A 22,600-nucleotide genomic window follows, 5' to 3' on the forward strand; every position below is an offset into this window, starting at 1 on the left:
CAATGCCGGCATGAACGGTGCCCAAGTCGAACGTTTCTTCGCCACCCTGAAAGCCGCCAACCCGGCGCCGCAAACCGAGCTGGAGTTCGCCAGCGTCTTCGAACTGCTGACCGCCGTGCTGCTGTCGGCGCAAGCCACCGACGTGGGCGTCAACAAGGCCACCCGGCGGCTGTTCGCCGTCGCGAACACGCCGGCGCAGATCCTGGCCCTCGGCACCGAGGGTCTCGAGTCGTACATCAAGACCATCGGCCTGTACCGCAGCAAGGCCAGGCACCTGCTGCAGACCTGCCAGATCCTCATCGAGCAGCACGGCGGCGAGGTGCCGCGCTCGCGGACCGAGCTGGAAGCGCTGCCCGGCGTCGGCCGCAAGACCGCCAATGTCGTGCTCAACGTCGCCTTCGGCGAGCCGACGATGGCCGTCGACACCCACATCTTCCGCGTCAGCAACCGCACCGGCCTGGCGCCGGGCAAGACGCCGCTGGCCGTGGAGCTGGGCCTGCTGGACCGCGTCCCCGAGGCCTACCTGGTCGATGCGCACCACTGGCTCATCCTGCACGGCCGCTATGTCTGCCAGGCGCGCAAGCCGCTGTGCAACGTTTGTGCCGTCATCGACGAATGCGACCACGGCCGCCACCTAAAATCGGCCTCCGCCTGATCCCGAGCCCCTCCATGGCCAGCCTGACCGACCTGACCGACCGCGTTGAGCGCCTGCTCGTGCGTCACGACGAAATCCTGCGCACCAACCTGCTGCTGCAGGTGCAGCTCACTGCCATCACCCAGGAGCGCGACAGTTTGCGCTCAAGGCTGAACGCGGCGCGTGCGCGTGTCGATGCGCTGCTGGAGCGGCTGCCGGTCGACGCGTCCAAGGAAGAGCTGCCATGAAACAGATGGAAGTGACCATCATGGGCCAGAGCTACCTGCTCGGCTGCCCCGAGGGCGGCGAGGCCGCGCTGACCGCCGCCGTCGCGCAGGTGGACCGGGAAATGAGCGCCATCCGCGACGCCGGCAAGGTCAAGGCGCGCGAGCGCATCGCCGTGCTGGCCGCGTTGAACCTCGCCTACCAGCTGGCCGACGTACCTCGCGAGGTCGCCGCACCGGCATCGTCCGTGTCATCCCCCGAGGTCGACACCCTCATCAAGCGCCTGGACGAAGCGCTTGGACACGACGGGCAACTGCTCTAGGCATTGAGCAGCGGATAGATCGGCTCGAAAGCGCCGCGACGGATCTCCTCCAGCGTGGGCGACTCACCCGCCCAGAGCACCAGCACCGGCCCGGGCAGGCTGAGGTTGCCCTCCAGCCAACGGCACAGCTCGAACCGGTCCTCGTCCGACATGCCCGGCAGCTCCACGAACGCGAGATAAGCCCGCCGCCTGGGGAACTCGCGCAGCATCTTGCAGACCAGCCACGCGCGCACCACCGGCTTGCACCGCGTGAGCTCGGCCTGCACCTCGCCCAACTCAAACGACGACAGGTCATGCCGGCCGACCTGGCTGAAGTACGGCGTCTGCCGCAGCTCCTCCCAGGCCCGCTCTTCTCCTTCCTCGGCCTGCTTGCGACGCTCGCGCCAGAGCTTGAGCGCCGCCGCATCGTGTACCAAGCCCGGGCGCGATGTCTCCAGTTCCTCGACCGCGTGGCGCGCCGCCCACCAGCGGTAGTCCTGGCCCGCGTCCCACAGGCGTTGCAAGGCCTGCAAGCGGGCGGCGCGATCGCCGTCCGCGAGCGTCTGCGCCAGGCCCTGCAGCGCGGCCGGATGCTCGGCGCTGCGCTGCAAGGCCTGTTCGTACAGCGGCCGCAGGTCGGCATTCGGGTCGAGCAGGCGGCGCAGCGACGCCTCCTCGACCAGTTCGTTCGCGTTGCTAGTCGCACGCGCAACCTTGAGCGCCTGCACCCGCTCCCGGACCCGTCCCAGCCATGCGTGATGCTGCTTCCAGCCGTTGGCGTTGTCCTTGCACCATTGCTTGTCGAAGTGCCCCATCCAGCGCTCGGCCCCATCGCCCAGCAGCGACAGGCAGCCCCGCCGCGACCACTCCGGCAGCACCGCCTGCCCACCAAGCGAGGCCACGCGATCACGCAGGCTGGGGTGGGTGTCCGCCAGGTTGCTGACGCGTGCGAGCGCCTGGCGCAGCGCCTCGCGGGCGAAGCCGGCCTCCGGTGCCTCGGTCAGTTGCACGCGCATGGCCTGGAAGGGGCCCGCCGGCAGCGCGGCCGTGGCCGCCGTGCGCCAATGGCCGGCCCAGAACCGCTGCTGCAGCCAGGCCCCCTTGACCTCGATCTCCACCAGCGCCGCCGCGGCCACCTCGGCCCCCAGCAGGCGGCCGGCGATGCCGTCGGCCTCGTACTCGTCCTGGCGCGCCAGCGCGAACGTCTTGGCCGCGAAGCGCGGGAAGTACCAGTTCAGGAAGGCCTGCGTCGCTGCCGAGGCGACGCTTTCGTCCTGACGCATGCTGTCGTGCAGGCGCAGCCAGGACAAGCGCGTGCGATAGATCCAGGCCGCGAAGCGCCCGTGGTCGCCGCGCAGGTGACCGTACTCATGCGTGAGCACGGCGAGCAGCCGCTGCCGGTCCAGCGCCATCAGCAGCGGCAGGCCGATGGTGAGCGTGTTCACCGCCCCGCCCAGCAGCCCCCAGCGCGGCGTCTGGCGGATGCTGGCATTGAACTCGCCGTCCAGGTAGACCGCATGGATGGCCGGCCCGCGGATCTTCTTGCGGATGCGTTCCAGCGCCTCGAACAGCGCCGGCGCCTCACGCGCCGTGACGGCCACGCCTTCCGGCGCATCAAAGCGCACCCAGAGCGCGCGCAGGCTGGCCCACAGCAACCCCAAGGCGGCCACCAGCCCCCACAACAGCCCGAAGCGAAAGCGTCCGTGCAGCAGTTGCGGCAACAGCCAGGCGATCAGCCCGCCTGCCAGCACCAGGCAACCCATCACCCACGCATAGCCCAGCGCCGCGAACGCCGCCACGCTGCGGCGGTAGGCGCGGCTGTCCTGCGCGCTGGCCTGCTCGCTCATGCGCACCATGTGCACGAAATCGGCTTGATCCATCCGAACTTCCTCCCTGCGGCTTTGCCGTCTATTGCGATACCCCGCGCATCCTAGCCAACCGGTTACCCCTTTCAGACCTTCGAGCCGTGCGGGACATCCCGCAAGCTTTTAGAATCCACCCTGTCCATCGCTTTCCCCGGGGCTTTATTTCCTTCATCCGATGCTCTATGAGCAAGGGCTTGGAAAATGCCGGACGGGCGTGATCGTCTCGCGTCAGATGAACCCGAAGTCCGGCTGACCTCGCCCACCTGATTACCCCTGGGTGTTCAGGATCTCGGCCCCCAGGATCGCGGTGGACACCCTCTTCGCACTTAGCATCGGCCCATGAACTACTGGCTGATGAAGTCCGAGCCCGACGAGGCCTCGATCCTCGATCTGGAGCGGGCCGGCACCCTGCCCTGGACCGGCGTGCGCAACTACCAGGCGCGCAACTTCATGCGCGACGACATGCGGTTAGGCGACGGCGTGCTGTTCTACCACTCGTCCTGCCCCGAGCCGGGCATCGCCGGCCTGGCCGAGGTCTGCAGCGCCGCCTATCCGGACGCCACGCAGTTCGACGCCGGCAGCCCCTACTTCGACCCGAAGTCCAAGCCCGACGCGCCGCGCTGGCTGCACGTGGACGTGCGCTGGCGCGAGACGACGCGACTGCTGAGCCTGAAGGAAATGCGCGAGGCGCCCGAACTGTCGTCCATGCAGGTGCTGCAGCGCGGCAACCGGCTGTCGATCACGCCGGTCACGCCGGCCGAGTGGCAGGCGGTGCTGAAGCGGCTGCGCGCGGCATGACGGCCACCCTCATCGCCGAATTGCTCGCGCTCGGGCTGGTCGGCGGCTTCCTGGCAGGGCTGCTCGGCATCGGCGGCGGCATGCTGATGGTGCCCGTCCTGACCTTCATCCTCGGCCAGCGCGGCGTCGCGCCGGGCCTGGCGGTCAAGATGGCCATCGCGACGTCGATGGCGACCATCATGTTCACCTCGCTGTCCAGCGTGCGCGCCCATCACCAGCGCGGCGCCGTTCGCTGGGACTTGGTCAAGGGCCTGGCGCCGGGCATCCTGGCGGGCGGGTTGCTGGCCGGCGCCGGCTTGTTCGCGCTGCTCAAAGGCGCCTGGCTGGCGCTGGTGTTCGCCGCCTTCGTCAGCTTCTCGGGCTGGCAGATGCTGCGCAACAAGCGCCCGGCGGCGAGCCGCCAGATGCCTGGCCCGGGCGGCCAGTTCGGCGCGGGTGCCGGCATCGGCCTGCTGTCCGGCCTGGTGGGCGCGGGTGGCGGCTTTGTCAGCGTGCCCTTCATGGTCTGGTGCAATGTGCCGGTGCATCTGGCCGTGGCCACCAGCGCGGCGCTCGGCTTTCCGATCGCTGTGGCCAACACGCTGGGCTATGTCATCGGCGGCTGGGGCATGGAGGCGGCGCTGCCAGGTGCCTTTGGCTACCTTTACCTGCCGGCACTCGCGCTGATCGCGGCGGCCAGCGTGACGATGGCACCGCTCGGGGCTCGCGCGGCACATGCCATGAACGTCGCGCAGCTGAAGAAGGTCTTCGCGACGCTGCTCTTCGCGCTCGCCGCCTACATGCTCTGGAAGGGCCTGAGTGAGCTTTAGCCGAAAGCGATGGACGCCAGCACGACCTGGTTGCCGCCGCGGCGCTGGGCTTCGTGCACGGCAGCCTCGCTGGCGGTCATCAGCTCGTCCTGGCGCGAGGCGGTGTGCGGGAAGCTGGACACGCCCATAGAGATCGACAGGCCGAGATCCCGGCCGTTCAACACGACGATCTGCGCCGCGCACTGGCGCCGCAGCTGCTCCATGCGCGCATGCGCCGTGGCCAGGCCGACGCCTGAGAGCAGCACCGCAAAGCGCTGCGCGCCGATGCGGCACGCCGCGTCCATCGCCCGCGTGTTGGCGCGCAGCATGCGGCCGATACCCTCCAGCAGGCGCTGCTGGGCCTCGTCGCCCAGGCCGGCGATGGCCGGCGATGCGTCCAGCGCGATGACGACCAGGGCGAACTCGCGATGCTCGCGCGAGGACAGGTCGATTTCTCGCAGCAACTGGTCGTCGAACTGCGGGCGCATGTACAGGCCGGAGACATCGTCGCGGCCAGAGCCCTGCTGCAGCTCGCGGCGGATCTGCTCGATGGCGCCCTGCTGCTGCTCGATCTGCGCCAGCGCGCGCTGCAGATGTGACTCACGATGGCGCTCCTCGGTGCGCTCGTGCCAGACCGACAGCAGGAAGTCCTGCCCCAGCGCCAGCCGCGTGACGCTGAACTCGCGACGGCGCCCGTTGATCTCGAGCTTGTGCTCCGACACGACCGGGTGGCGCTGCGCCATGACCGTCTGCTCGACGCGGCGCAGAGCGGTGGTCTCGTCAGGCTTCAGCAGTTCGGCGTCGGTGTGGCCCACGACCTCGGGACGCTCGAACATCTGCGCCAGGCCGGCGCTCGCGAACACATAACGGCCATTCGCCGCAGCCTTGATCGCCGCCTGATTGCCCAACGGCTCAATCAACGCGACGAGGCCGGCCAGCGTTTCATTGCCCAGCTCGGCATGGCCGACAAGCCAATGCGCCAGGCTGCCAGGCTGCATCGCGGTGGAATCGGCGGTCATGTCCATGGGTCGGTCTTGTGATGCGATCGCATGCCAACGGTGGGGAACCGGGCCGTCCATCTGTCGAAGGACTGTAGTGGGGCGTGAACTCGGCCAGCAAGGCCAGACCACCCCACAAATCGGGCCTCCCCCCTAGAAGCCCCCTGGATCAAGTGCTGTGCATCCTACCGAGTTTCAATAGCGTCACCCGCGACAATGCCGCCCGATTCATGGGAGGGATATGCAGGCATTCGATGCGGTGGTGGTCGGCGCGGGCGCGGCGGGCCTGTTCTGCGCGGGCCTTGCGGGCCAGCGAGGCCTGCGCGTGCTGCTCATCGACCACGCGCCGCGGCTGGCTGAAAAAATCCGTATCTCCGGCGGCGGGCGGTGCAATTTCACGAACCGCGAGGCCGGGCCCACCAACTTCCTGTCCGAGAACCCCGCGTTCTGCCGCTCGGCGCTGGCCCGCTACACGCCACAGGACTTCATCAAGCTGGTGCAGCGCCACGGCATCGCCTTCCACGAGAAGCACAAGGGCCAGCTGTTCTGCGACGACTCCGCCGAGCAGATCATCCGGATGCTGGTGCACGAGTGCGAGGCCGGCGGCGTGACGCGCTGGCAGCCCTGCACGGTGGCAGACGTACGCCGCGCCGGCGAAGGCTTCGAGCTGGACACCGGCAACGGCCAGCTGCGCACGCCACGCGTCGTCGTCGCGACGGGCGGGCTGCCGGTGCCCAAGATCGGCGCCAGCGACTGGGGCCTGCGCCTGGCTCAACGCTTCGAGCACGCCATCGTCGAGCCGCGTCCGGCCCTCGTGCCGCTGACCTTCGACGCCGCCACCTGGGCGCCGTTCGCAGCGCTGGCCGGGCTGTCGCTGCCCGTCGAGGTGTCCTGCGGCAGCGGCAAGGCGCGCGGGCGCTTCCTGGAGGATTTGCTGTTCACGCACCGCGGCTTGAGCGGCCCCGCCATCCTGCAGATCTCCAGCTACCGCACGGCCAGCGACCAGCCGCTGCAGATCAATCTCGCACCGGAGCTGCAGCTCGACCAGGAACTGATCGCAGCCAAGGCGGTGTCGCGCCGGCAACTCGGCAATGAACTCGCGTCCCGTCTGCCGCAGCGGCTGGCGGCTGCGTGGCTGGAACGCGCCGGCCTGGACGCCGCCCGCCCGCTGCCTGAGTGCCGCGACGCCGACCTGCAACGCCTGGGCCGCAGCGTGCACGGTTGGGAACTGATGCCCAGCGGCGACGAGGGTTGGCGCAAGGCCGAGGTCATGCGCGGTGGCGTCAGCACCAAGGACTTGAGTTCGCAGACGCTGGAGAGCAAACGCATCCCGGGCCTGTATTTCATCGGCGAGGTCGTCGACGTGACCGGCTGGCTGGGTGGCTACAACTTCCAGTGGGCCTGGGCCAGCGCGGCGGCCTGCGCACTGGCAATGGCGGCCGCCTCAACGCAAGCCTGAGCAAATCTTGGCAAGTGCTTGATTTTCTGGCTACAATCCCCGGCTTTGCTGGCAAACCCCGCGCATCGATTCGCTGTAGCTACTCCAAGGCGATGCAGTAATCCGGAACCTGCTGCTGAACCTCAGCCGCGAACACCGAGCGCAATCCGAAGGAATTAAATGACCACCATCCGCGTCAAGGAAAACGAACCGTTCGACGTCGCCCTGCGCCGCTTCAAGCGCACCATCGAAAAGCTGGGCCTGCTGACCGAACTCCGTGCCCGCGAGTTCTACGAGAAGCCCACTGCCGAGCGCAAGCGCAAGAAGGCCGCGGCCGTCAAGCGTCACTACAAGCGCGTGCGCAGCATGCAGCTGCCCAAGAAGTTGTACTGATCGTCTCTGACGCGACCCGGAGCCTGTTTCAACGCAGCTCCGGTTGAACCCAAGACCCGCCACAGGACGCTGTTGCGGGTTTTTGTCTTTTTGAACCGGATTTCCCCATGAGCCTCAAGGACCGCATCACCGAAGACATGAAGGCCGCCATGCGCGCCAAGGAGAGCGACCGTCTGCTGACCATCCGTGGCCTGCTGGCCGCCGTGAAGCAGAAGGAAGTGGACGAGCGCGTCGTCGTGGACGACACCGCCCTCGTCGCCATCGTCGACAAGCTCATCAAGCAACGCAAGGACTCGATCAGCCAGTTCGCCGCCGCCGGGCGCGACGACCTCGTCGCCAAGGAGACCGCGGAGCTGGCCGTGCTGCAGGTCTATCTGCCGGAGCGCCTGTCCGCCGAGGCCGTGGCCGAGAAGGTTGCCGCCATCGTTGCCGAGCTGGGCGCCAGCGGCCCCGGCGACATGGGCAAGGTCATGGCCGCCGCCAAGGCCGCCCTCGGTGGCGTCGCGGAGATGAGCACGGTGTCGGCCGCGGTCAAGGCCGCGCTGGCCAAGTAGGAGACTGCCATGAGCCTGCCCCTGCAAGCGCTGACGCCCGACATCTGCGTGGCCCCCCAGCTGACCCCCGAAGCGATGGCTGAAGCCGCCGCGATGGGCTTCAAGAGCGTCGTCAACAACCGGCCAGATTTCGAGCACGGCCCCGACCAGCCGACCTCCGAGGCCATCCAAGCGGCCGCGGAATCCGCGGGCCTCCAGTACCGCCACCTGCCGGTCGCCGGGGGCTACCAGTCGCCGCAGGAGATCGCGGCATTTGCGCAGTTGCTGGAAGAGCTGCCCCGGCCGCTGCTGGTCTTCTGCCGCTCCGGTGCGCGCTCGACGCGGCTGTTCGTGCAGGCGCAGCAACTCGGCTGAACCCGCTCGGGGCTTTCCCTGAACGACGGCTGAATGAAGCCGTCGCCCCTCAGGCGGTCGCTACATTGGCGGCCGCTTTGCTTCCTTCATACCCAGCCCCATGAACGCCCTGCTCTCCCTGGCGAGGTGCATCGACGGCCTCAACGACCGCTTCGGCAAGCTTGCCGCCTGGGCGGTGCTGCTGTCGTGCTTCATCAGTGCCGCGAACGCGGTCATCCGCTACGGCTTCGACTACAGCTCCAACGCCTTCCTCGAGATCCAGTGGTACCTCTTCGCGGCTTGCGTGATGCTGGGCGCGTCTCAGGTGCTCCGGCTCAATGAGCATGTGCGCGTGGACCTGGTCTACAGCCGCCTCACCGGCCACGGCAAGGTGTATGTCGACCTGTTCGGCCTGGTCGCCTTCCTGCTGCCTGTCATGGTCTACATGGCTTGGCTGTCCTGGAACCTGTTCATCGTCAAACTCAGCACCGGCATGAGCGCCGGGGACTCGGTGGCCAGCCTGGGGCTGGCGGGCTACTGGGCCAAGCTGCTGACGACGGGTGAGGTGTCCAGCAACGCGGGCGGTCTGATCCGCTGGCCGGTGGTGCTGGTGCTGCCGCTGGGCTTCGGCCTTGTCACGCTGCAAGGCGTGGCCGAGATCATCAAGCGCGTGGCCTGGCTCGCGCACCGCTTCGACATGGACATTCACTACGAGAGGCCGCTGCAATGATCTCGATGGAGAGCTTCCCGCCGCTGATGTTCGCGGGGCTGATCGCGGTCATGCTGATTGGGTTTCCCGTCGCCTTCTCGCTGGCGGCGTTGGGGCTGGCCTGCGGCTTCTTCGCGGTCAGCCAGGGCTGGTTCCCGCCGGAGTTCATGAGCGCGCTGCCGCAGAACGTCTTCGGCATCCTGTCCAACGACCTGCTGCTGGCCATCCCCTTCTTCACGCTGATGGGCGCGCTGCTGGAGAAATGCGGCCTCGCGGAAGACATGCTGGACTCCATGGGCCAGCTCTTCGGCCCCGTGCGCGGCGGCCTGGGCTACTCGGTCATCATCGTCGGCTTCATCCTCGGCGCCATCACCGGCACCGTGGCGGGCCAGGTCATCGCGATGGCGATGATCTCGCTGCCCGTGATGATGCGCTACGGCTACAACATGCGCTACGCGACCGGCGTGCTGGCCGCGTCGGGCACGATCACGCAGCTGGTGCCGCCGTCGCTCGTGCTGGTCGTGCTGGCCGATCAGTTGGGCCGTTCGGTCGGCGACATGTACAAGGGCGCCTGGGGGCCGTCCATCCTGCAGGTGCTGATCTTCGCGCTCTACACCTTCGTCCTGAGCCGCGTGAAGCCGCACCACGTACCGGGCGTGCCCAAGGAAGCTCGCACGCTGCAGGGCTGGGCGCTGTGGAAGAAGTGCCTGCGCGGCATCATCCCGTCGGCCGTGCTGATCTTCGCCGTGCTCGGCTCCATGGGCGGCCTGCCGGGCATCAACACGGCCATCTGTACGCCGACCGAGGCGGGCGCGATGGGCGCGGTCGGCGCCTTCATCCTGGCCGGCATGCACCGGCGCCTGAACTGGCCGCTGATCAAGGACACCATGCTCGGCACCATGCGCATCACGGCGATGGTGGTCTTCATCCTGATCGGCTCGCGCACCTTCTCGCTGGTGTTCCAGGGCGTCGAGGGCGGGCGCTGGATCGAGCACATGCTGAGCGACCTGCCGGGCGGCCAGATCGGCTTCCTCATCGTCGTCAACCTGTTCATCTTCTTCCTGGCCTTCTTCCTCGACTTCTTCGAGATCGCCTTCATCATCCTGCCCTTGCTCGGGCCGGTGGCCGACAAGATGGGCATCGACCTGGTCTGGTTCGGCGTCATGCTGTGCGTGAACATGCAGACCAGCTTCATGCACCCGCCGTTCGGCTTCGCGCTCTTCTACCTGCGCGGCATCTCGGACACGCTGTTCAAGAACGGCTCCATCCCCAGGAAGGTGCTGTCCAGCGACATCTACCTGGGCTCCATCCCCTGGGTGGTCATGCAGCTCATCCTGGTCGCCATCGTCATCTTCTTCCCGCAGACGGTGACTGCCTTCCTCGACAAGGAAAAGGCCGTCGACATGAACCAGGCGTCCGAGCTGCTGCAGCAGATGGGCGGCCAGGACAAGCCCGCCGAGATGAGTTCGGACGATGCAAACAAGCTGTTCGCGCCCGAGCCGGCCGCATCCGCCGCCAGCACGGCAGAGGACGACGGCGACGCCGTGCGGCGTGCGCTCGAGCAGGACGCCACCAAGAAGTAGGCGCATCGAGCGCCCATGAAAAAGCCCCGCGACGCGGGGCTTTTGTTTGACGGGACGCGCAGGCGACGCTCAGAGCTTCTGCGACTGCATGAAGTCGTCGAAACCGGCCTCGGCGAAGCGGAACCACAGGTTCTGGTCGCGGCGGAAGTTGGCGTAGTCCTCGTAGACCTTCTTCCAGTTCGGGTTCTTGGCCGACAGCTCGGCGTAGATGGCCATGGACTCCTTGAATGCCGCGTCCATCACGTCCTTGGGGAAGCGGAACAGCTTGGTGCCCGAGCCGACCAGCTGCTTCAGCGCCGCCGGGTTCTTGGCGTCGTAGCGGGCCTGCATCTCGACATGGGCGAGCGCCGAAGCCGCCTCGACGACCGCCTTGTACTCGGCCGACAACGAGTCATAGGCCTTGGTGTTGATGAAGAAGTCCAGCTGCGGGCCGCCTTCCCACCAGCCGGGGTAGTAGTAGTTCGGCGCGACCTTGTTGAAGCCCAGCTTCTGGTCGTCATAGGGGCCGACCCACTCGGCGGCGTCGATGGTGCCCTTCTCCAGCGCCGAGTAGATCTCGCCGCCGGCGATCTGCTGCGGCACGGCGCCCATGCGTTCGACGACGCGGCCCGCGAAGCCGCCGATGCGGATCTTCAGGCCCTTCATGTCGGCGATGCTCTTGATCTCCTTGCGGTACCAGCCGCCCATCTGCGCACCGGTGTTGCCGCCGGGGAAGCTGATGATGTTGTAGCCGCGATAGAATTCGCGCATCAGCTTCAGGCCGTTGCCCTCGACCATCCACGCCGTCATCTGGCGGCTGTTCAGCCCGAAGGGAATGGCGCAGCCCAGCGCGAAGGTCTCGTCCTTGCCGAAGAAGTAGTAGGGGGCCGTGTGCGCGATCTCCACGGTGGCGTTCTGCACCGCGTCGACGACTTGCAGCGCCGGCACGATCTCACCGCCGGCGTGCACGGCGATCTGGAACTTGCCGCCGGTCATCTCGGAGACCTTCTTCGCGAACACGTCGGCCGCGCCGAAGATGGTGTCCAGCGACTTCGGGAAGCTGGAGGCGAGCCGCCAGCGCACCTGCGCCTGCGCCTGCACGATGGCGGGGGCAGCGCCTGCGGCCAGCACACCGGCAAGGCCGGCCTGACGCACGAAGGAACGGCGTTCCATGGACATGGGTGTCTCCTGATTTCGGTTTGCTTAAGAGGAAAAACCGGGCGATTCTAGGGAGACCGCATCGCCCTCCCGACCGGATTTACCCCGGCGCTGCGATTCGCGTTGGGCCGAGCGCCGGGCCGCTCCCAAGCCGGCCCGTGAGGCGATGTGCTTGCGGCTCAATGCCGCAAGCATCGCCGTCCCCTCGCGGGACCGGCTGGACTCCCGGGCATTCAGCCGGCGTGAGGCCGGACGAGGGCCTTAATTCCCCGCGAGTTTCATGCCGGTGACCAACACCGAGCCGACGGTCTTGGTGCCCATCGTGTACTCGTCCGCGCCGATGCCGACAATGCGCTGCAGCATGTCTTTCAAGTTGCCGGCGATGGTGACCTCGTGCACCGGGTAGACGATCTCGCCGTTCTGGACCCAGTAGCCGCTGGCGCCGCGCGAATAGTCGCCGGTCACGTAGTTCACGCCCTGCCCCATCAGCTCGGTGACGAGCAGCCCGGTCCCCAGGCGCCGGATCATCGTCGGCAGATCGTCGCCGGGCGCCGTGGCGCGGCTGGTCATGCGCAGGTTGTGCGAGCCGCCGGCATGGCCGGTCGTCTTCATGCCGAGCTTGCGCGCCGAATAGCTCGCGAGGAAGTAGCCCTGCAGCACACCGCCGTCGACGACCGAGCGCGCCCGCGTCACGACGCCCTCCTCGTCGAAGGGTGAGCTGCCCTTGCCCTTGGCCACGTGCGGGTCCTCCGCGATGTCGATGTGCGGCGCCATGACCGGCTTGCCCAGGCTGTCGAGCAGGAAGGTGGTGCGCCGATACAGCGCGCCGCCGCTGGTGGCCTGCACCAGCGCGCCCAGCAGGCCGATGGCCACCGTGCTCTCGAACAGCACCGGCACCTCGGCGGTCGCGACCTTGCGCGCCTTCAGCCGCGACAGTGCGCGCTCGGCCGCATAGCGGCCCACGGTCTCGGGCGTGGCCAGGTCGGCGGCGTCGCGCATGGAGCTGTACCAGGCGTCGCGCTGCATGTCGTTGCCGCGGCCGGCGATCGGCGCGACCGACAGCGAATGCCGCGAGCTGGCGTAGCCGCCGCGGAAGCCGCGCGTGTTGCCCATCCAGAAGTGCGACTGCTGCGCCGACACGGCAGCGCCCTCGCTGTTGGTGATGCGCTTGTCGACGCCCAGCGCCGCCGCTTCGCAGCGCAGCGCGATCTCGGCTGCGGCCGCGGCGTCAATGGCCCAGGGATGGAACAGATCCAGCTCGGGCCGCGCCGCGGGGTCCAGCGCGAGATCGGCCTCGTCGGGCAGGCCGGCGAATTCGTCCTCGGCCGTGAAGCGAGCGATGTCGTAGGCCGCGCGCACCGTGTCGCGGATGGCCTGCGGCGAGAAGTCCGACGTGCTGGCATTGCCGCGGCGCTGGCCCAGGTAGACCGAGATGCCGAGCGACTTGTCGCGGTTGCGCTCGACGTTCTCCAGCTTGCCCAGCCGCGCTGACACCGACAGGCCGCAGCCTTCGGACACCTCGGCCCCGGCGTCGCTGGCGCCGAGTTTCTTCGCCTCGGCAAGCGCATCCTCTATCCACTGCTGGAACTGTTCGGGGCTGTAGGCGAAACCGTCTTGGGCTTGAGGCATGAACACAAAGCGCCGGTCGGGCCGGCGCCTGGAAATCGGGGTGGGCGACAATGATAAGACTCGCCCGAACCCGGCCACAGATGCAAGAAAACACCCCCGACCTCGATCCCGACGACGACTTCGACCGCCCGAGCAAGTCGCAGCTCAAGCGCGACATGACCGCGCTGCAGAAACTCGGCGAAGACCTGCTCGCCCTGCCCGAGTCGCGCTGGGAGCCGCTGGCCCTGCCGGAGATCCTCTACGACGCGCTGCGCCACGCCAAGAAGATCACCAACTTCGAGGGCAAGCGCCGCCAGATGCAGTACATCGGCAAGCTGATGCGCAAGATCGACCCCGAGCCGGTGCGCGAGGCGGTCGCCGCCTTCAAGCTCGGCCATGCGCAGGACAGCCTGCGGCTGCACCAGTCCGAGCGCTGGCGCGAGCGCCTGCTGGCCAGCGACGACGCGCTGCAGGAGTTCCTCGGCCAGCATGCCGACGTGGACATCCAGCAGTTGCGCAACCTCGTGCGCGCCGCACGCAAGGACGCGGCCAACGAGCCCGAGAAGCGCAGCGGCCGCGCCTTCCGTGAGCTGTTCCAGTTCATCAAGGCCAGCGAGGTGGCGGCCGATGAGTGACCCGGTCCGCATCGGCATCGTCTCGATCAGCGACCGCGCGTCCACCGGCGTCTACGAGGACAAGGGCCTGCCGGCCCTGAAGGACTGGCTGACGAGCGCGCTGCTGAACCCCGTCGAGTTCGTGCCCCGCCTCATCCCCGACGAGCAGGCCGGCATCTCGGCGGCGCTGGTCGAGCTGGTCGACGCCGAGCACTGCGACCTCGTGCTGACCACCGGCGGCACCGGCCCGGCGCCGCGCGACGTGACGCCCGAGGCGACGCTGGCCGTGGCCGACCGCGAGATGCCGGGTTTCGGCGAGCAGATGCGCCAGATCTCGCTGCATTTCGTGCCGACGGCCATCCTGTCGCGCCAGGTCGCCGTCATCCGCGGCAAGGCGCTGATCATCAACCTGCCCGGCCAGCCCAAGGCCATCGCCGAGACGCTGGCGGGCCACGAGAAGGCCAGCGGCATCTTCGCGGCCGTGCCCTACTGCGTCGACCTGATCGGCGGGCCGTATCTCGAAACGCGCGACGAGGTCTGCAAGGCCTTCCGGCCCAAGAGCGCACAGCGCCCGCCGACCGCCTAATCGACCAGCGCGCCTGGCTCGGCCGGCGTTGCGATGGCCGCCGCCACGTCGTCCAGCGAACGGTTGCTGCTGAGGCCGAAGCCACCGACCACGCGCTGGCCGACGGCGCCGCGGCCCGAGGCGGTGTGCACCCCGACCCAGGCATTGCGGCCAGAGCGCTTGGCGGCATACAGGCCCAGGTCCGCCAGGTTGACGACCTGCTGCCAGCTGCGCGCCATCGGCCGCTCCAGCTCGAAGGGCACGCAGGCGAAGCCGATGGAACAACTGACGTCGATGCGGGCGCCGTCGTCCAGCTCGAAAGGCGTGGCGGCGATGACGGCGCGCATGCGCTCGGCCAGCTCCTCGGCCCGCACGCGGTCGGTGTCGCGGGCCACGGCCAGGAACTCCTCGCCGCCCCAGCGCACCAGGTAGTCGGACTCGCGCAGGACCGAGCGCAGCCGCGCGCCGAACTGCACCAGCACCGCGTCGCCGCCCGCATGGCCGTGGCGGTCGTTGATGCGCTTGAAGGCGTCGACGTCCAGCAGCAGGAACACGCTGTCCGTGTCCAGCGGCTGGCCGCCGGCGGCCAGCGTCTCCTGGGCACGGCGCAGGCTGGCGGCGAGGTCCTGCTCGATGTGGTCGGCCAGGAAACGGCGGTTGTGCAGGCCGGTCAGCGGGTCGGTGACGCTGCTCATCTGCAGCGCGGCGGACTTCTCCTCCAGCGTGCGGTGCAGCGCCTCCAGTTCGGCCGTGCGCTCGCGCACCTTGCTCTCCAGTTCACGCTGGCGCCGGTGCAGCAGCCGCGTGCGCAAGCGCACCGCGGCCAGCATCAGCAGCGCCAGCGACAGCGCCACAGCGGCGCGGAACCACCAGGTCTGGTGCCAGGCCGGCAGCACGCGGACGGGCAGCGCCAGCTCGCGCTCGCCCCACTGGCCGTCGCGGTTGGAGGCGCGCAGGCGCAGCCGGTAGTCGCCCGGCGGCAGGTTGGCGTAGGCCGCGAGCCGGCGCGATGCATCGGTCGCCACCCAGTCGGCGTCATAGCCCTCCAGCTTGAAGGCATAGCGGTTGCGCTCGGGGGCCGAGAAGTCGGTCGACGAGAACTCGACGGCCAGGCTGTTGGCCTCGGGCGCCACGGTCAGCGCGGCCGCGGCGGGGTCGACCGGCAGCGGTTGGCCGCCCAGTTTCACGTCGGTGACGAGGACGCTGGGCCGGTAGGCCCAGGCCTGCAGCTTCTCCGGCTGCACGACGGTCATGCCGCCGGCCCCGCCGAACAGCAGTTCCCCACGCGCCGTGCGCGCCGCCGAGCCGGTCCAGTAGGTCGGGAAGACGACGCCCTCCGCCCGCCGCAGCGCCATCACCTCCAGCGTCTGCGCATCGACGCGCGCCAGGCCGTTGTCGGTGCTCGCCCAGATGCGGCCCTGCAGGTCCTGCAGCAATGCGTTGACGGTGCTGTCCGGCAGGCCCTGGGCCGGGCCCACGCGTTGCAGGGCGCCGCCGCCGGGGCCCGGCAGCACGTCGATGCCGCCGCCATAGCTGCCGATCCAGAGCCGGCCGCGGTCGTCCGTCAGCAGCGCGGTGATGAAGCCCGCCGACAGCGAACCGGCCTGCACCGGCCCCGGCAGCCACTGCGCGACGGCGCGGCTGGCCAGGTCGATGCGGTTCAGCCCATGCCGGGTGCCGGCCCACAGCACGCCCGGTGCGCGCGCGTCGCGGGCCAGCACGGTGATGCGTTGGTCGCTCAGGCCCGGCGCGACCGGCGTGAAGGCTTCGCTGCGGCCGCTGCGCAGGTCCAGCCGCCACAGCCCATCGGCCTGACCGCCGACCCACAGCTGCTCGCCGTCGGCCAGCAGCGCCCACACCGACGCCGCCGGGTCGCGTCCGGCCAGCGTCACGCGGCTCACGCGCCGCCCGGCCGCATCGGCACGGAACAGGCCCCGCTTGGTGCCGATGAAAAGCCCGCCATCCGGGGCCGGCGCCATCGCCAGCACGATGTCGGCCGGCAGCGCCGCCTCGGGCCGGCCGGCGTCGGGCCGCAGCGCGCCGACGCGGGCGCCGGAGGCATCCAGGATGTCGATGCCGCTCTTGTGCGTGCCCAGCCACAGGCCGCCATCGGGCCGCGGCTGTATCCAGCTGATCTCGGTGCTGACGAAGCGTGCATCCAGCGCGTCGCCGCCGTCGGGCGTCACGCCGAAGCGCGTCAGCACGCCGCTCTGGCGCGGGTCGTGGCGGCTCAGGCCGCGGTTGGTCGCCACCCAGATCAGCCCGGCGCGGTCGCGGTACAGGCCGCGCAGCGCGTTGTCGGCCAGGCTCATCGGCCAGGCCGGCACATGGCGGATACGGCGCGTCTGGCCCTGCGCCAGGTCGACGGCGACCAGGCCCTGGCTCTGCGTCGCCACCCACACCTCGCCGGGCTGCACCTCGGCGATGCCGGCGATCTGGCTGTCCGCCAGCAGGTCCATGCCGTCGTGCATGGCGCGCTCGCGCACTGGCGAGGCTGGCGCCCGGCCCTCGTCGGGCAGCACGAAGACGCCATGCTGCAGGCTGCCGACCCAGATGCGCCCGGCGCTGTCCTGTTTCAGCACCTCGGGCTGCACCGTCGTGCCGCCGCGCAGCGGCACGGGGTCCAGCCTGGATGCGCCAGGCTCGCGCCGGAACAGGCCCGCGGCGCTGCCCAGCCAGAGCGTGCCGCGACGGTCGCGCAGCAGCACGCGCACCTGCGCGCCGGCGGCCATCGCCCAGGTGCGGCTGGCGTGCTCGATGCGGCCGCTGGCCGGGTCCAGGCGGTCCAGCCCGGCGTCGGTGACGATCCAGAGACCGCCCTCGCCATCGTCCAGCACCTGGCGCACGCTGACATGGCTGAGCCCGCGCTCGCCGCCAACCTCGTAGCGCACGAAGCGGTCGGTCGCCGGGTCATGGCGCAGCAGGCCGGCCGACGTCGTGCCCACCCACAACCGGCCGCGCGCATCGCCATGCAGCGCCTGCACGTAGTTGTCGGGCAAGGCGCCCTCGCGCTGCGGGTCAGCCTGGTAGACGCGGAAGCGGTAGCCGTCCCAGCGCGACAGGCCGCCGGGGCTGCCTATCCACAGGAAGCCCTGGCCGTCTTCGGCGAGCGCCGTCGCAATGGCATTGGGCAGGCCCCGGTCCTGGCTGATGTGCTGGAAGGCGATGTCCGCCAGGCGCTCATGGCGCGGCTCGGGCGCGGCCTGCGCGACGCCGGCAACCAACGCGAGACCGAGCGTGAAACGCCAGGCAAGGAGAAGCTGCAGTCGGAACTCGCGCAGGCGCACGTCGGGGCATGAGGGGTGGGCTGTCCGGCCCGGAACCGGCGATTCTCATCCACGCCAGGCCCGGCTTCGGCGTGAAGCCGCGCTGGGCGGCAGGCTTATTTCTGCCGCGCCGCGCCCCAGCTCACTTGACGAGCCGGTTCATCTCCGCCGCGTCGAAGGTCTCGTCGCGCTGCGCGTCGCAGGGCACGCAGTCGCCGACCGGCTTGCCCAGCTGCGCGGAGAGCTTGCAGACGGCGCCCCACAGCAGCGCGATCTGGTGCTCATGGCCGGAGGCGCTGTCGATGAGGCCGCGCATGGCCAGGGCCACCGGGTCGTCGCCCTGCGTCACGCCGTAGGCGGAGAAGCCCATCTTGGCGGCGGCCTCCTCGCGCGCGCGCTCGCTGGCCGCTTCGATGACGCGGGCCGGGTTGCCGACGGCCGTCGCGCCCGCGGGCACCGGCTTCGTGACAACCGCGCCCGAGCCGATGCGCGCGCCAGCGCCGACGGTAAAGCCGCCGAGCACGCAGGCGTTGGCGCCAACGATGACGCCCGGGCCCAGCGTCGGATGGCGCTTGGCACCCTTCACGAGCGACGTGCCGCCGAGCGTCACGCCCTGGTAGATGGTGCAGCCCTCGCCGATCTCGGCCATCTCGCCGATGACGATGCCCATGCCATGGTCGATGAAGACCTTGCGGCCGATCTTGGCGCCGGGATGGATCTCGATGCCGGTCAGCCAGCGGCTCCAGTGCGACAGCCAGCGCGCCAGCCACTTGAAGCCGTGATGCCAGAGCCAGTTCGCGCGGCGATGGAACATCAGCGCATGCAGGCCCGGATAACAGGTCAGCACCTCCCACGTCGACCGGGCGGCCGGGTCGCGTTCGAGGATGAGGGCGATGTCTTCGCGCAGGCGCTGGAACATGGTGCTGCCGGGGGAGAAAGGCCGGCCAGTGTAGGTGGGGCTACTTTGAGCCTGCTGGGACTACGGTCTTGCTCATCTGCCGCGCGATGCCGCGCAGGATGTGGATCTCTTCGTTCGTCAGGCCGGCGCGGTTGAAGAGCTGGTTCAGGCGCGGCATCAGTTTCCTGGGCGCGGCGGGATCGAGGTAGCCGATGTCGGTGAGCGCGGCCTGCAGGTGGTCGAGCAGGCCTTGCACGGCGCGGGCGTCGGCGCGTTCGGGGTCGGGCGTGCGCGGCTGCACGTCGAAGCCGCCGACGGCCTGGCGCAGGTCGTAGGCCAGCAGTTGCACCGCCTGGGCGAGGTTCAACGAGCCGTAGTCCGGGTGCGTGGGGATGCTCAGCACCGCGTGGCAGCGGTAGACGTCCTCGTTGCTCATGCCGTAGCGCTCGGAGCCGAACACCAGTGCCAGGCGCGGGGCGGCCTCGCGGGCGGCCAGCTCGGCGAACAGCGCACGCGGCTCGCGCGTGGGCGGGCCGAAGTCGCGCGGCGTCATCGCGGTGGCACAGGCGAAGTCCACGCCATCGAGCGCCTCGGCCAGCGTGGCGACGACACGGGCGCGCGCCAGGATGTCGGCCGCGCCGCTGGCCATGGCGATGGCTTCCTCATGGCAGAGCACGTCGGCGAAACGCGGTGCCACGAGCACCAAGTCATGGAAGCCCATCACCTTCATCGCCCGCGCCGTCGCGCCGACGTTGCCGGCATGGCTGGTGTGGATGAGGATGAAGCGTGTGGATTCCACGGGTTTGCACTGGTTGGGGTCTGTTAGCGCTACGGCAATGGGTCGCGAAGACCCGCCGCCGCGGGCCAGTCTAGGCGTGCGGGCAAGCGACGCAACAACGAGTGGCGCGTGGCGGCGGGCCTTCCCGGAGGGTTGTGAGCAGAATGGCCGCATGCGGCGTTGCAAATCCTCGCCGGGTGTCCAACCCGGCTGCGGTTCGCGCCTTGCCTGCGGCCATTCTGCTCACAACGCGACCCATTGCCGTAGCGCTAGCAGACCCCTTGGCTAGAATCGCGCGATTATCCGGGCCTGGCTTCCAGTCACCCGCCGCTCTTTCCTCCTGTCAGCCCCTTCTTCCCAGCGAGTGCCACGCATGCTGCAAACGTCCCACCATCCCATGCTCAATGTCGCCATCAAGGCGGCGCGTGCGGCTGGCGCCCTCATCAACCGCGCCTCGCTGGACCTCGAAGCTCTGCGCATCAACACCAAGAGCCCGAACGACTTCGTCACCGAGGTCGACCACGCCGCAGAAGGGGTGATCATCGAGACGCTGCTGGGCGCCTACCCCGACCACGGCATCCTCGCCGAAGAGTCCGGCCGCACCCGCGGCGCCAAGCATTCCGAGTTCGTCTGGATCATCGATCCGCTGGACGGCACCACCAACTTCATCCACGGCCTGCCGATGTACTGCGTGTCCATCGCGCTGGCCCACCGCGGTGTCGTGCAGCAGGCCGTCGTCTACGACCCGACCCGCAACGACCTCTTCTACGCCACCAAGGGCCGCGGCGCCTTCCTGAACGACCGCCGCCTGCGCGTGTCCAAGCGCACCCGCATGAGCGACGCGCTGATCGGCACCGGCTTCCCCTTCCGCCGCGGCGACAACTTCAAGCGCTACGTGAAGATGTTCGAGGAAGTCATGCAGCAATGCGCCGGCCTGCGCCGCCCGGGCGCCGCGGCACTCGACCTCTGCTACGTCGCGGCCGGCTACTACGACGCCTTCTTCGAGACCGGCCTGCAACCCTGGGACGTGGCGGCCGGCTCGCTGATCGTCACCGAGGCGGGCGGCCTTATCGGCAACTTCACCGGCGAGGCCGACTTCCTGCACCAGCGCGAGGTCGTTGCCGGCAACCCCAAGATCTACGGCCAGCTCGTGACGACGCTGGCGCCCTACACGCGCGTCATCAAGGACGAAGAAGCGGCCACGGCGCCCGCATCGGAGCCCACGGCCGCGCCCGAGGCCGCAGCCGCTCCCGTCGTCAAGAAGCGCGCCGCGGTGCGCATCAAGAAGGACGACAAGGCCAGCGACGCACCGCTCTGACCTGCCGCGTTTGCACGTAACGAAGCCCTCCTCGCGAGGGCTTCGTCGTTTCCGGCCGTGACGGAGTTGACGCAGGCCGCGTCCTCGGGAGAACCCACCCCCGACAGCGTGACTTGTGCACGGCCGAACCCCTTACCTGTGGGGGATCGGTTGGCAAGAATGCGCTGCAACGCGGCCTAACGCCGCAATCCCCCGACCCACGCCAACAAACCCGAAAGATGCAGATGCTCGCTCGCTCCGCCCTCGCCCTCGCCCTGGTCGCCGCTGCTTCGCTGGCCCATGCCGATGCCAAGGTCCTGAAGAAGGTCGCCCCCGAGTACCCGAACGAGGCCATCAAGAAGAACATCAGCGCCGGCAGCGTGCGCGCCAAGCTGAACATCGGCGGCGACGGCAAGGTCGCCACCGTGGACATCGTCGAGGCCGAGCCCAAGCGCGTCTTCGACCGCGCCGCCACCGAAGCCCTGAGCCAGTGGAAGTTCGAAGGCACCGGCGCCACCCAGACGCATGAAGTCAAGCTGGTGTTCAAGTCGGAAGACTGATCGCCGAGTCTCTGACTCCCCAAGCGCCGAAGGCCCGCACCTGCGGGCCTTTCGCTTTCCTAGTGCGGCTCGTCGGCGCTCACCGCGTCGCGCATGCCCGTGGGGCCGATGCGGAACTGGTACGACGCCACGCCGTCGGCCGCTCGCCCCGGCGGCGCAAACAGCGCCACCAGCAACGCATCGCCTTCGCGCCAACCCACGCCGGCCCGGCCCACGACCGCCAGCCACCAGCGCGCCCCTACCCGAACCGGGAGCACGCGTAGGTCGGCGTTGGAGAAGCCGGTGAGCATGGGGTCCAGCCCCTTCTCGTCGGCACCGAACAACGGGAAAGGCGGATTCATGTCGCCGATGGCGCCGGGCTCGGCCAGCAGCGGCTTGAGCGCGGCAGCCACCGCCGCATCCGGCCGAGCGCCGCCGTCAAAGCCCTGTGCGTCCAGGGGCCGGCCGGCAAGACGCGCGGCCTCGTACGCCTGCGCCAGCCGCCGCGCAACCGGCTCCCCTGCGTCGCAGACCTCGCTACCCGGCGGGCAGAAGCGCTGCGCCACGGTCATGGCGGTGTGCCGACGCAGCTTGACACTGCAGCGCTGTCCCCAGCCCTGTCCGGTCCACGTGGCGATGCGGTAGTGGAGATCGGGGCTGGTCACGGACGGCGCGCCGCCCACGACGAAGGCCGGCTGCCCCAGCACGCGGGCAAACGCAGCCGACTGCGTCGTACACAGGTTCAGGCGCTCCAAGTCGAACGGCGGCTTCAGCTGCCGTGGCGGTCTGCCGGGCTGGGCTTCCACCAGCACCAGGGACTGGCAATGCGCCGTGCCAGCGAACTCGTCGATCAGGTAGACCGGCGCGCCGCCCAGTTGCTGCACCCCCATGGGTTGCGACTCGGAGGCGCCAAGCAGGCTGCGCCAGCGGGCGTCGTTGGCCAGCGCGGCAACGGTGGGCGACGGCTTGGCGGGCTGGGACGGCTTGATCCAGGCCGACAGCGGATCCGCCTGAGCCCATGTGGCCGGCGGCGCCCGACTGGCTTCATCGGCCAGCCGCGTGCACGCAGAAGGCTCGGCCGCATCGGCAAACCCGCCGGTCAGACCGGCCAGCAACAGACCAGCCAGCAGCGCCTTGTTCATCGTCGACTCCCTCGGGCGGCAAAGGCCGCCGCTTAAACTGCGGCCCATTCTGAAGCCCTCCGCCGGGGGGCTTTGCTTTTTGCTCCGACGCCGATGACCCAGACCGCTGACTTCAGCGCCCATACACCCATGATGAG

At 69.3% G+C, this 22,600-nt stretch carries 23 protein-coding genes; 15 read left to right on the plus strand and 8 right to left on the minus strand.

What is annotated here, in order from left to right; all coding sequences use genetic code 11:
• Positions 1-10: 10 nt before the first annotated feature.
• The 3 genes from nth to ASD35_RS19345 are packed head-to-tail and all read left to right on the plus strand — an operon-like array spanning position 11 to position 1,181.
• Positions 11-655: an endonuclease III gene (gene nth, locus ASD35_RS19335; protein ID WP_056877434.1), complete on the plus strand. Its 645-nt coding sequence runs from the start codon at positions 11-13 to the stop codon at positions 653-655.
• Between the two features lie 14 nt (positions 656-669).
• Entirely contained in the window at positions 670-882 is a 213-nt protein-coding gene (locus ASD35_RS19340; RefSeq protein WP_056876592.1) for a hypothetical protein, read from the plus strand.
• Positions 879-1,181: a cell division protein ZapA gene (locus ASD35_RS19345; RefSeq protein ID WP_056876593.1), complete on the plus strand. Its 303-nt coding sequence runs from the start codon at positions 879-881 to the stop codon at positions 1,179-1,181. Before ASD35_RS19340 ends, ASD35_RS19345 begins: the two co-directional genes overlap by 4 nt.
• Here ASD35_RS19345 and ASD35_RS19350 read toward each other — a convergent pair.
• Positions 1,178-3,040, minus strand: a complete 1,863-nt coding sequence (locus ASD35_RS19350; protein ID WP_056876594.1) for a M48 family metallopeptidase — start codon at positions 3,038-3,040, stop codon at positions 1,178-1,180. The genes ASD35_RS19345 and ASD35_RS19350 overlap by 4 nt on opposite strands.
• A 324-nt stretch (positions 3,041-3,364) precedes the next feature.
• On the opposite strand from ASD35_RS19350, the gene ASD35_RS19355 reads away from it, so the two are divergent.
• Both ASD35_RS19355 and ASD35_RS19360 read left to right on the plus strand, forming a co-directional pair.
• Positions 3,365-3,823 (plus strand): EVE domain-containing protein, encoded by a 459-nt coding sequence (locus tag ASD35_RS19355; RefSeq protein ID WP_056876595.1) that lies wholly within the window; start codon positions 3,365-3,367, stop codon positions 3,821-3,823.
• Positions 3,820-4,632 (plus strand): sulfite exporter TauE/SafE family protein, encoded by an 813-nt coding sequence (locus ASD35_RS19360; protein ID WP_056877435.1) that lies wholly within the window; start codon positions 3,820-3,822, stop codon positions 4,630-4,632. The genes ASD35_RS19355 and ASD35_RS19360 overlap by 4 nt, the downstream gene beginning before the upstream one ends.
• Here ASD35_RS19360 and ASD35_RS19365 read toward each other — a convergent pair.
• Positions 4,629-5,636, minus strand: coding sequence for a sensor domain-containing diguanylate cyclase (locus ASD35_RS19365; RefSeq protein ID WP_235538398.1), 1,008 nt, complete (start codon positions 5,634-5,636; stop codon positions 4,629-4,631). The genes ASD35_RS19360 and ASD35_RS19365 overlap by 4 nt on opposite strands.
• Positions 5,637-5,850: 214 nt before the next feature.
• Here ASD35_RS19365 and ASD35_RS19370 point away from each other — a divergent pair, with 214 nt between their 5' ends.
• The 6 genes from ASD35_RS19370 to ASD35_RS19395 all read left to right on the plus strand — a co-directional run bounded on the left by ASD35_RS19370 (position 5,851) and on the right by ASD35_RS19395 (position 10,619).
• Positions 5,851-7,068: an NAD(P)/FAD-dependent oxidoreductase gene (locus ASD35_RS19370; RefSeq protein WP_056876596.1), complete on the plus strand. Its 1,218-nt coding sequence runs from the start codon at positions 5,851-5,853 to the stop codon at positions 7,066-7,068.
• A 159-nt stretch (positions 7,069-7,227) separates the two neighbouring features.
• Entirely contained in the window at positions 7,228-7,440 is a 213-nt protein-coding gene (gene rpsU, locus ASD35_RS19375) for a 30S ribosomal protein S21 (RefSeq protein WP_012346814.1), read from the plus strand.
• A 107-nt stretch (positions 7,441-7,547) separates the two neighbouring features.
• Positions 7,548-7,994 (plus strand): GatB/YqeY domain-containing protein, encoded by a 447-nt coding sequence (locus tag ASD35_RS19380; protein WP_056876597.1) that lies wholly within the window; start codon positions 7,548-7,550, stop codon positions 7,992-7,994.
• Positions 7,995-8,003: 9 nt separating this feature from the next.
• Positions 8,004-8,348, plus strand: a complete 345-nt coding sequence (locus tag ASD35_RS19385) for a TIGR01244 family sulfur transferase (RefSeq protein ID WP_056876598.1) — start codon at positions 8,004-8,006, stop codon at positions 8,346-8,348.
• Between the two features lie 100 nt (positions 8,349-8,448).
• On the plus strand, positions 8,449-9,057 hold the full coding sequence (locus ASD35_RS19390; protein ID WP_056876599.1) for a TRAP transporter small permease subunit: 609 nt from the start codon (positions 8,449-8,451) through the stop codon (positions 9,055-9,057).
• Positions 9,057-10,619, plus strand: a complete 1,563-nt coding sequence (locus tag ASD35_RS19395) for a TRAP transporter large permease subunit (RefSeq protein ID WP_056877437.1) — start codon at positions 9,057-9,059, stop codon at positions 10,617-10,619. The genes ASD35_RS19390 and ASD35_RS19395 overlap by 1 nt, the downstream gene beginning before the upstream one ends.
• 69 nt (positions 10,620-10,688) lie before the next feature.
• Here the strand turns inward: ASD35_RS19395 and ASD35_RS19400 are convergent, their stop codons facing one another.
• Both ASD35_RS19400 and pmbA read right to left on the minus strand, forming a co-directional pair.
• Entirely contained in the window at positions 10,689-11,771 is a 1,083-nt protein-coding gene (locus ASD35_RS19400; protein ID WP_056876600.1) for a TRAP transporter substrate-binding protein, read from the minus strand.
• Positions 11,772-12,017: 246 nt separating this feature from the next.
• A complete protein-coding gene (gene pmbA / locus ASD35_RS19405) occupies positions 12,018-13,385 on the minus strand; it encodes a metalloprotease PmbA (protein WP_056876601.1) in 1,368 nt (455 codons plus the stop codon).
• Positions 13,386-13,465: 80 nt separating this feature from the next.
• On the opposite strand from pmbA, the gene yjgA reads away from it, so the two are divergent.
• Together yjgA and mog are read left to right on the plus strand one after the other, a co-directional pair.
• Positions 13,466-13,999, plus strand: a complete 534-nt coding sequence (gene yjgA / locus ASD35_RS19410; protein ID WP_056876602.1) for a ribosome biogenesis factor YjgA — start codon at positions 13,466-13,468, stop codon at positions 13,997-13,999.
• Entirely contained in the window at positions 13,992-14,564 is a 573-nt protein-coding gene (gene mog / locus ASD35_RS19415; RefSeq protein ID WP_056876603.1) for a molybdopterin adenylyltransferase, read from the plus strand. Before yjgA ends, mog begins: the two co-directional genes overlap by 8 nt.
• Here mog and ASD35_RS19420 read toward each other — a convergent pair.
• From ASD35_RS19420 to ASD35_RS19430, 3 genes are all read right to left on the minus strand, one after another.
• Complete coding sequence (locus ASD35_RS19420) at positions 14,561-17,830, minus strand: ligand-binding sensor domain-containing diguanylate cyclase (protein WP_082580290.1); 3,270 nt, start codon at positions 17,828-17,830, stop codon at positions 14,561-14,563. The genes mog and ASD35_RS19420 overlap by 4 nt on opposite strands.
• A 121-nt stretch (positions 17,831-17,951) precedes the next feature.
• Positions 17,952-18,728, minus strand: a complete 777-nt coding sequence (gene cysE / locus ASD35_RS19425; protein WP_056876605.1) for a serine O-acetyltransferase — start codon at positions 18,726-18,728, stop codon at positions 17,952-17,954.
• Between the two features lie 40 nt (positions 18,729-18,768).
• Positions 18,769-19,506, minus strand: a complete 738-nt coding sequence (locus ASD35_RS19430) for an RNA methyltransferase (RefSeq protein WP_235538399.1) — start codon at positions 19,504-19,506, stop codon at positions 18,769-18,771.
• 352 nt (positions 19,507-19,858) lie between these two features.
• Between ASD35_RS19430 and ASD35_RS19435 the strand changes: the two genes are divergently transcribed.
• Together ASD35_RS19435 and ASD35_RS19440 are read left to right on the plus strand one after the other, a co-directional pair.
• On the plus strand, positions 19,859-20,803 hold the full coding sequence (locus ASD35_RS19435; protein ID WP_056876606.1) for an inositol monophosphatase family protein: 945 nt from the start codon (positions 19,859-19,861) through the stop codon (positions 20,801-20,803).
• A 224-nt stretch (positions 20,804-21,027) separates the two neighbouring features.
• Complete coding sequence (locus ASD35_RS19440; protein ID WP_162254496.1) at positions 21,028-21,342, plus strand: energy transducer TonB; 315 nt, start codon at positions 21,028-21,030, stop codon at positions 21,340-21,342.
• Between the two features lie 59 nt (positions 21,343-21,401).
• Here the strand turns inward: ASD35_RS19440 and ASD35_RS19445 are convergent, their stop codons facing one another.
• Positions 21,402-22,463, minus strand: a complete 1,062-nt coding sequence (locus ASD35_RS19445) for a hypothetical protein (RefSeq protein WP_056876608.1) — start codon at positions 22,461-22,463, stop codon at positions 21,402-21,404.
• Between the last annotated feature and the right edge of the window lie 137 nt (positions 22,464-22,600).

The sequence above is a fragment of the Pelomonas sp. Root1444 genome (assembly GCF_001426885.1).
GTDB lineage: Bacteria > Pseudomonadota > Gammaproteobacteria > Burkholderiales > Burkholderiaceae_C > Pelomonas.